Source organism: Burkholderia sp. AU45251 (genome assembly GCF_030482905.1).
Classification (GTDB): domain Bacteria; phylum Pseudomonadota; class Gammaproteobacteria; order Burkholderiales; family Burkholderiaceae; genus Burkholderia; species Burkholderia aenigmatica.
On sequence record NZ_JAUJQH010000060.1, the window covers coordinates 1 to 5,440 of the forward strand.

At 59.7% G+C, this 5,440-nt stretch carries 5 protein-coding genes and 2 pseudogenes; all 7 read left to right on the forward strand.

All coding sequences use genetic code 11. The annotated features are described in order from the left end of the window. Positions 1–123: 123 nt before the first annotated feature. Positions 124–579: pseudogene (locus tag QZM67_RS39630) on the forward strand (alkene reductase); the annotation flags it as partial. Between the two features lie 54 nt (positions 580–633). Further along, complete coding sequence (locus tag QZM67_RS39635; RefSeq protein WP_301811874.1) at positions 634–1,422, forward strand: SDR family oxidoreductase; 789 nt, start codon at positions 634–636, stop codon at positions 1,420–1,422. A gap of 246 nt (positions 1,423–1,668) precedes the next feature. After that, positions 1,669–2,514: an alpha/beta fold hydrolase gene (locus tag QZM67_RS39640; protein WP_301811877.1), complete on the forward strand. Its 846-nt coding sequence runs from the start codon at positions 1,669–1,671 to the stop codon at positions 2,512–2,514. Between the two features lie 56 nt (positions 2,515–2,570). Beyond that, positions 2,571–2,969, forward strand: coding sequence for a helicase (locus QZM67_RS39645; protein ID WP_124829468.1), 399 nt, complete (start codon positions 2,571–2,573; stop codon positions 2,967–2,969). 6 nt (positions 2,970–2,975) lie between these two features. Continuing rightward, a complete protein-coding gene (locus QZM67_RS39650; RefSeq protein ID WP_301811884.1) occupies positions 2,976–4,226 on the forward strand; it encodes an NADH:flavin oxidoreductase/NADH oxidase family protein in 1,251 nt (416 codons plus the stop codon). A 45-nt stretch (positions 4,227–4,271) separates the two neighbouring features. Beyond that, positions 4,272–4,853 carry a TetR/AcrR family transcriptional regulator gene (locus QZM67_RS39655; protein WP_128841566.1) on the forward strand — a complete coding sequence of 194 codons (582 nt, stop codon included), beginning with the start codon at positions 4,272–4,274 and terminating at the stop codon, positions 4,851–4,853. Positions 4,854–4,923: 70 nt separating this feature from the next. Then, a pseudogene (locus tag QZM67_RS39660) lies at positions 4,924–5,313 on the forward strand (alpha/beta fold hydrolase); the annotation flags it as partial. Between the last annotated feature and the right edge of the window lie 127 nt (positions 5,314–5,440).

Genomic DNA, 5,440 nt, shown 5'->3' on the forward strand with positions numbered 1-5,440 from the left:
ACACCAGAGCATTGACGAGCCATTCTGAAACGACAACGGGAGCTTCATCGCTCCCGTTTTACTTCGTCCCTCGAACATCATTTATGTTGCTCATTGCCCCATCGATTTACGTGCTCACGCTCACTCGAGGTGGTCGGCGCAGTGATCAAGGAAATCGGCGTCGAACGCACTGGCGTGCGCATCTCACCCGTTTCGCCGGCTAACGGTATTTCCTGCAGCGATCCGCAAGCGCAGTACGACTACATCGCCGAACAGCTCAGCGCCCAGGGCGTCGTCTATCTGCACGTAGTCGAAGGTGCGACTGGCGGCCCACGCGATGTGGCGGCATTCGACTATGACGCGCTGCGCCGCCGCTTCAAGCAGACCTATCTGGCGAACAACGGATACGACCTGGAATTCGCCACCACTCAACTCAATGAAGGCAGAGCCGACTTGTTCGCGTTTGGCCGTCCGTTTATCAGCAACCCGGATCTGGTCGAGCGCCTGAAGCATGGCGCACCCCTGACGCAACTCAACCCGGCGACGCTCTATGGCGGCGGCGCTGTGGGCTATATCGATTACCCGACGATCTCCGGCTAAGGCTCGCCCCCTTGATTGAGCCACCGCCTGAAGAACCTTTGAAAAGGATTACCCATGACCACGCTTCCGACAGTCCTCATCACCGGCGCCTCAAGCGGCATCGGCGCCACCTACGCCGAGCGCTTCGCTCGGCGTGGCCATGACCTCGTCCTTGTCGCCCGTGACAAGGCGCGACTGGATGCCTTGGCAGAGCGCCTGCGTGAGGAAAGCGGTGTGGCCGTAGAAGTGCTGCGGGCCGACCTGACCCAGGCCGCCGATCTGTCCGCGCTCGAGACTCGTCTGCGCGATGACAATCAAATCGGAGTTCTGATAAACAACGCCGGCATGGCTCAATCGGGCGACTTTTTGCAGCAAACCTCCGAGAGCATCGAGCGTCTGATCACGCTCAACACGACGGCACTGACGAGGTTGGCTGCCGCAGTCGCTCCACGCTTTGTGCATTCCGGTAATGGCTCGATCGTCAATATTGGCTCGGTTGTAGGTTTCGCACCCGAATTCGGCATGTCGATCTATGGTGCCACCAAGGCATTCGTGCTGTTCCTGTCGCAAGGCCTGAGCCTCGAGTTGTCACCCAAAGGCGTCTACGTGCAAGCGGTACTGCCGGCGGCGACGCGCACGGAGATCTGGGAGCGCGCCGGAGTTGACGTGAACACGCTTCCTGAGGTTATGGAGGTCGGAGAGTTAGTTGACGCGGCACTGATTGGGTTCGACCGCCGCGAACTGGTCACGATCCCACCGCTGCACGTGGCCGGGCGGTGGGACGCGCTGGATGGGGCTCGTCAGGGACTGATGTCGGACATTCGACAAGCACACGCGGCTGAGCGGTATCAGCTCGATGCCTGACTATTGCCGCTTCCGGTTTTGGTGCGAGCCAGGTCGTGCCTGATCTGTGAAGAGCTGTTTGCTGCATGCTGATATTACACCCCGGGTTTGCTTCACGTTTCTCCGAGGTCAATGCGGCGATTGCACAAAACGGCGGAAGGACTAATACCACGAGGACTTTGCGCCTCCAAGCGTTGGAAGTTCTGGCGCATTGAAGCTGCGGCAACGGGACCGACATCTCGACACACGTCCTCAATAGGTGAATACATGACTGACAACCATATCACTACGCCCACGCGCTTCGTGGATGTCGACGGTACTCGATTCGCCTACCGCCGCTGGGGTAGGGCTGACTCATCGCAGCCGCCGCTACTGTTTCTGCAGCACTTTCGCGGAGGCATGGACAACTGGGACCCACTAATGACGGATGGGCTTGCCCAAAGCCGCGAAGTCATTCTCTACAACGGTCGCGGCGTCGCGTCCTCCGGCGGGCAACCACGAACTCGCATTGAGGACATGGCCGATGACGCGGCGGCCTTCGTTCGCGCACTCGGCTTGCAGCAAATCGACGTTCTGGGTTTTTCGTTGGGAGGGTTTCAGGCGCTGGACTTGACCTGGCGCCATCCCGAGCTCGTGCGCAAGCTGATGCTGCTGGGTACCGGGCCGCGCGGGGGAAATCCCGAAATGGAGCAGCGCGTGTTGACGACAGCAGTTAATCCGGTCCCGGCGTTCGAAGACTTCCTTTACCTATTCTTCGGCCGATCAGCAGAGGCTGAGCGGGCAGCAAGGGAGTTCTGGGAGCGGCGTCATATGCGAGCCGACCAAGATCCACCATCCTCGCCGGAGGTCTCGATCGCGCAGATCGAGGCCAACATGCTGTACATGCCGAGGCTCTCGGAAAACGATCCTTTTGCGTATCTGCGCAGCATCCGGCAGCCGACGTTCATCCTCAACGGCGTGAACGACGTGATGGTCCCGACGGTTAATTCGTTTTACATGGCTCGCAACTTGCCAAACGCTCAGTTGTTCATTTACCCGGACGCCGGCCACGCCGCGCAGTTCCAGTACCCGCAACGCTTCTTGGGTCACGCAATTCAGTTCCTGAGCGAGTGACGCGACGGTCGTCATAGTCCGAACGCACTTTTTGCATGTCAAAAGGATGGTCAGAAATGCTGAAGTTCAAGTTCCTGTTGTGGGCGTTTGCCCAGATGCTGAGACGTAAGATCAGGAGCGACGCCAGCGCCGCGCGTTACGTCGCGTCCAAGAGCCTGGTATTTCAGATTCGTACGGTTTCGGGTGCCGGGCGCTACTTTGTTATCAAAGATGGCACCGTCCGATCATCTTCGGGGCTGGCAGCGACTCCTCGATTTACGCTCACCTTTACTAGTGCCGCCAAAGGCTTCGAGATTTTGTCGGCCAAGGACGCCCAAGCGGCTTTCCTCAGGGGGGTGGGCAGTAAAGACCTGACCATCAGTGGTGACTTCCGGGAAGTGTTGTGGTTCCAGGGCCTTACGGCATTCCTGCAGCCTCCGAAAGTCGTCTTGCCTTACGACCGCACCGTTTTCTGAGTTGCCATGAAACTAGATCTGCTTAACCAGCCACTGCGCCTGCCCAATGGCAGCACTCTGCGTAACCGGCTCGCCAAGGCCGCCATGAGTGAAACCCTGGGCACTTACGATAATCGCCCAACACTGGACCTGGTGCAGTTGTACCGACGCTGGGCTGCCTCGGGGCTCGGACTGATCATGACAGGCAACGTAATGATCGACCGCCGCGCCTTGGGCGAGCCTGGGAATGTCGTAATCGAAGACGAGGCAGACTTGCCCGTGCTGCGGCAATGGGCGGAATCTGCAACCGCGCAGGGGGCGTCGTTCTGGGTCCAACTTAACCATCCCGGAAAGCAGTCGACCAAGGGTTTAAACGCCTTCAACCTGGCGCCCTCAGCGGTTCCTTTCCGCGAGGACATGGCGGCATTCTTCGAGACACCGCGCGAAGCGACCACGTCCGAGATTCAAGACATCGTCGAACGCTTCGGGCGCAGCGCGGCCATTTGCAAGAAGGCCGGGTTCAGTGGCGTAGAGATTCATGGAGCACATGGCTATCTGATCAGCCAATTTCTTTCTCCGCACCACAACCGCCGCAGCGACGAATGGGGCGGCAGTCCCGAGAAGCGGCGCCGCTTCGTATTGGCCGTCTATGCGGAAATCCGCCGGCAGGTCGGCCCGGACTTCCCAGTGGGAATCAAGCTCAATTCGGCTGACTTCCAGCGCGGTGGTTTTACGGAAGAAGAATCGATCGAGACAATCCGCGCGTTGAGCGATGCGGGGATCGACCTGATCGAGATTTCTGGCGGTACCTATGAGGCGCCTGCCATGAGCGGGGCGATGCAAGAGCCGAAGAAGGAATCTACCGCGGCGCGGGAGGCCTACTTTCTGGAATTTGCCCAGAAGGTGCGCGCAGCAGTCAAAGTGCCACTCATGGTGACCGGTGGTTTTCGCACCGCTGCCGGCATGAACGCGGCGCTGCACTCCAGCGCGCTGGATGTGGTGGGCTTGGCGCGGCTGCTCGCGATCGATCCCGATGCTCCCGCCGCCTTGCTTCAAGGGCGCGATAGCCTGCAGCAGGTGCACCCAATCAGTACCGGCCTCAAGGCTGTCGATCGCCTCGGAATCATGGAGGTGCTGTGGTACACGCGCCAGCTCAAGCGCATTGCGAGGGGTAGAAAACCGCGCCCCGATGAGGGCGGGCTTGCAGCATTCTTGAAGTCTGCTTTCAGCAGCGGCTGGGGAACGTTTCGCACGCGGCGTCTGCGGGCGCGCAATTGAGTGCCGAGGGCTTGCGATCAGAAACTCATCGCTGATGAACGTCATATGAAACGATCCACCACCCGATCCAAGGAGGCCACGCACGAGCGCATCGTCGACGCTGGCGCGCGCGTGATCCGCCGCAGCGGGTATGACGGCGTCGCCATTGCCGACATCATGAAGCACGCAGGCCTCACCCACGGCGGGTTCTATGGGCATTTCGCTTCGCGAGAGGCAATGCTGGTCGAGTTGGCGGATCGTGCCGGTGCCGATGCCATCGCCACTTTTTTGCGCTGTGCAGCAGCCGTGCCCGCCGAGCATTCCCTGCGGGCGCTCCTGCGAGCTTATCTGTCCAAGGAGCACGTGAAAAACCCGGAGGCCGGTTGCCCAATCGCCGCTCTGGGAACGGAAATGCCGCGTCAGGCGCCGGCGGTACGACGCGCAATTACGCGCCGCATCAAAGAAATGATCGAAGTCGTCTCTCGCCAATCGGCCGACTGGGGCGAGCCCGATGCGCACAAGCGTGCCCTGGCGACCGCAGCGACGATGATTGGGGCCGTGATCCTGGCGCGCGCAGTCGACGAAGAGCCGTTGTCCGAATCGATGCTTGAAGCAGCACTCGAGCATCTTGCTTGCGGCGCGGATTGAAGTCCGACCACTTTTTTTTACCCGTCAGCATGATGCTCGACATATGAATGTAGCACCCAAGGAGTCAATGATGAAGAGCATCAACCCAGACACCCAATCGGCAACGTCGTTTGCTCAAGCACCGAACAAGTTCGTCAAGGCGGCTGGAACCACCTTCGTCTACCGTGAACTGGGTCCGCACGGCGGAATTCCTTTAGTTTTGCTAAATCATTGGGGAGCCGTGCTGGACAACTTCGACCCGCGCATCGTCGATGGCTTGGCTCACAAGCATCGCGTTATCGCCATCGACTATCGAGGAATTGGCTTATCCGGTGGCGTCGCGCCGGTGACCGTGGGGGAGATGGCGCGCGATACCATTGCGCTGATTCATGCATTGGGTTTTGATCGAGTCGATCTGCTTGGCTTCTCGCTTGGCGGATTCGTGGCGCAGGACGTGGCTCTCAAGGCGCCAGACTTGGTGGAGCCTATCCGAACCTTTGTGTGTGAGGCATAAACTGAAGGCCAAGGAGCCACTTTTATGCCACGCAAACGCAAGGAAGAAGTAACGATTGAGCCGGGCAAGGGCTTGAACCTGGACCCGGAACTGA

Bases quoted from the DNA above. Each gene is read 5' to 3' on its own strand.
- QZM67_RS39635 (WP_301811874.1), top strand. From the start codon at position 634: ATGACCACGCTTCCGACAGTCCTCATCACCGGCGCCTCAAGCGGCATC.
- QZM67_RS39640 (WP_301811877.1), top strand. From the start codon at position 1,669: ATGACTGACAACCATATCACTACGCCCACGCGCTTCGTGGATGTCGAC.
- QZM67_RS39645 (WP_124829468.1), top strand. From the start codon at position 2,571: ATGCTGAAGTTCAAGTTCCTGTTGTGGGCGTTTGCCCAGATGCTGAGA.
- QZM67_RS39650 (WP_301811884.1), top strand. From the start codon at position 2,976: ATGAAACTAGATCTGCTTAACCAGCCACTGCGCCTGCCCAATGGCAGC.
- QZM67_RS39655 (WP_128841566.1), top strand. From the start codon at position 4,272: ATGAAACGATCCACCACCCGATCCAAGGAGGCCACGCACGAGCGCATC.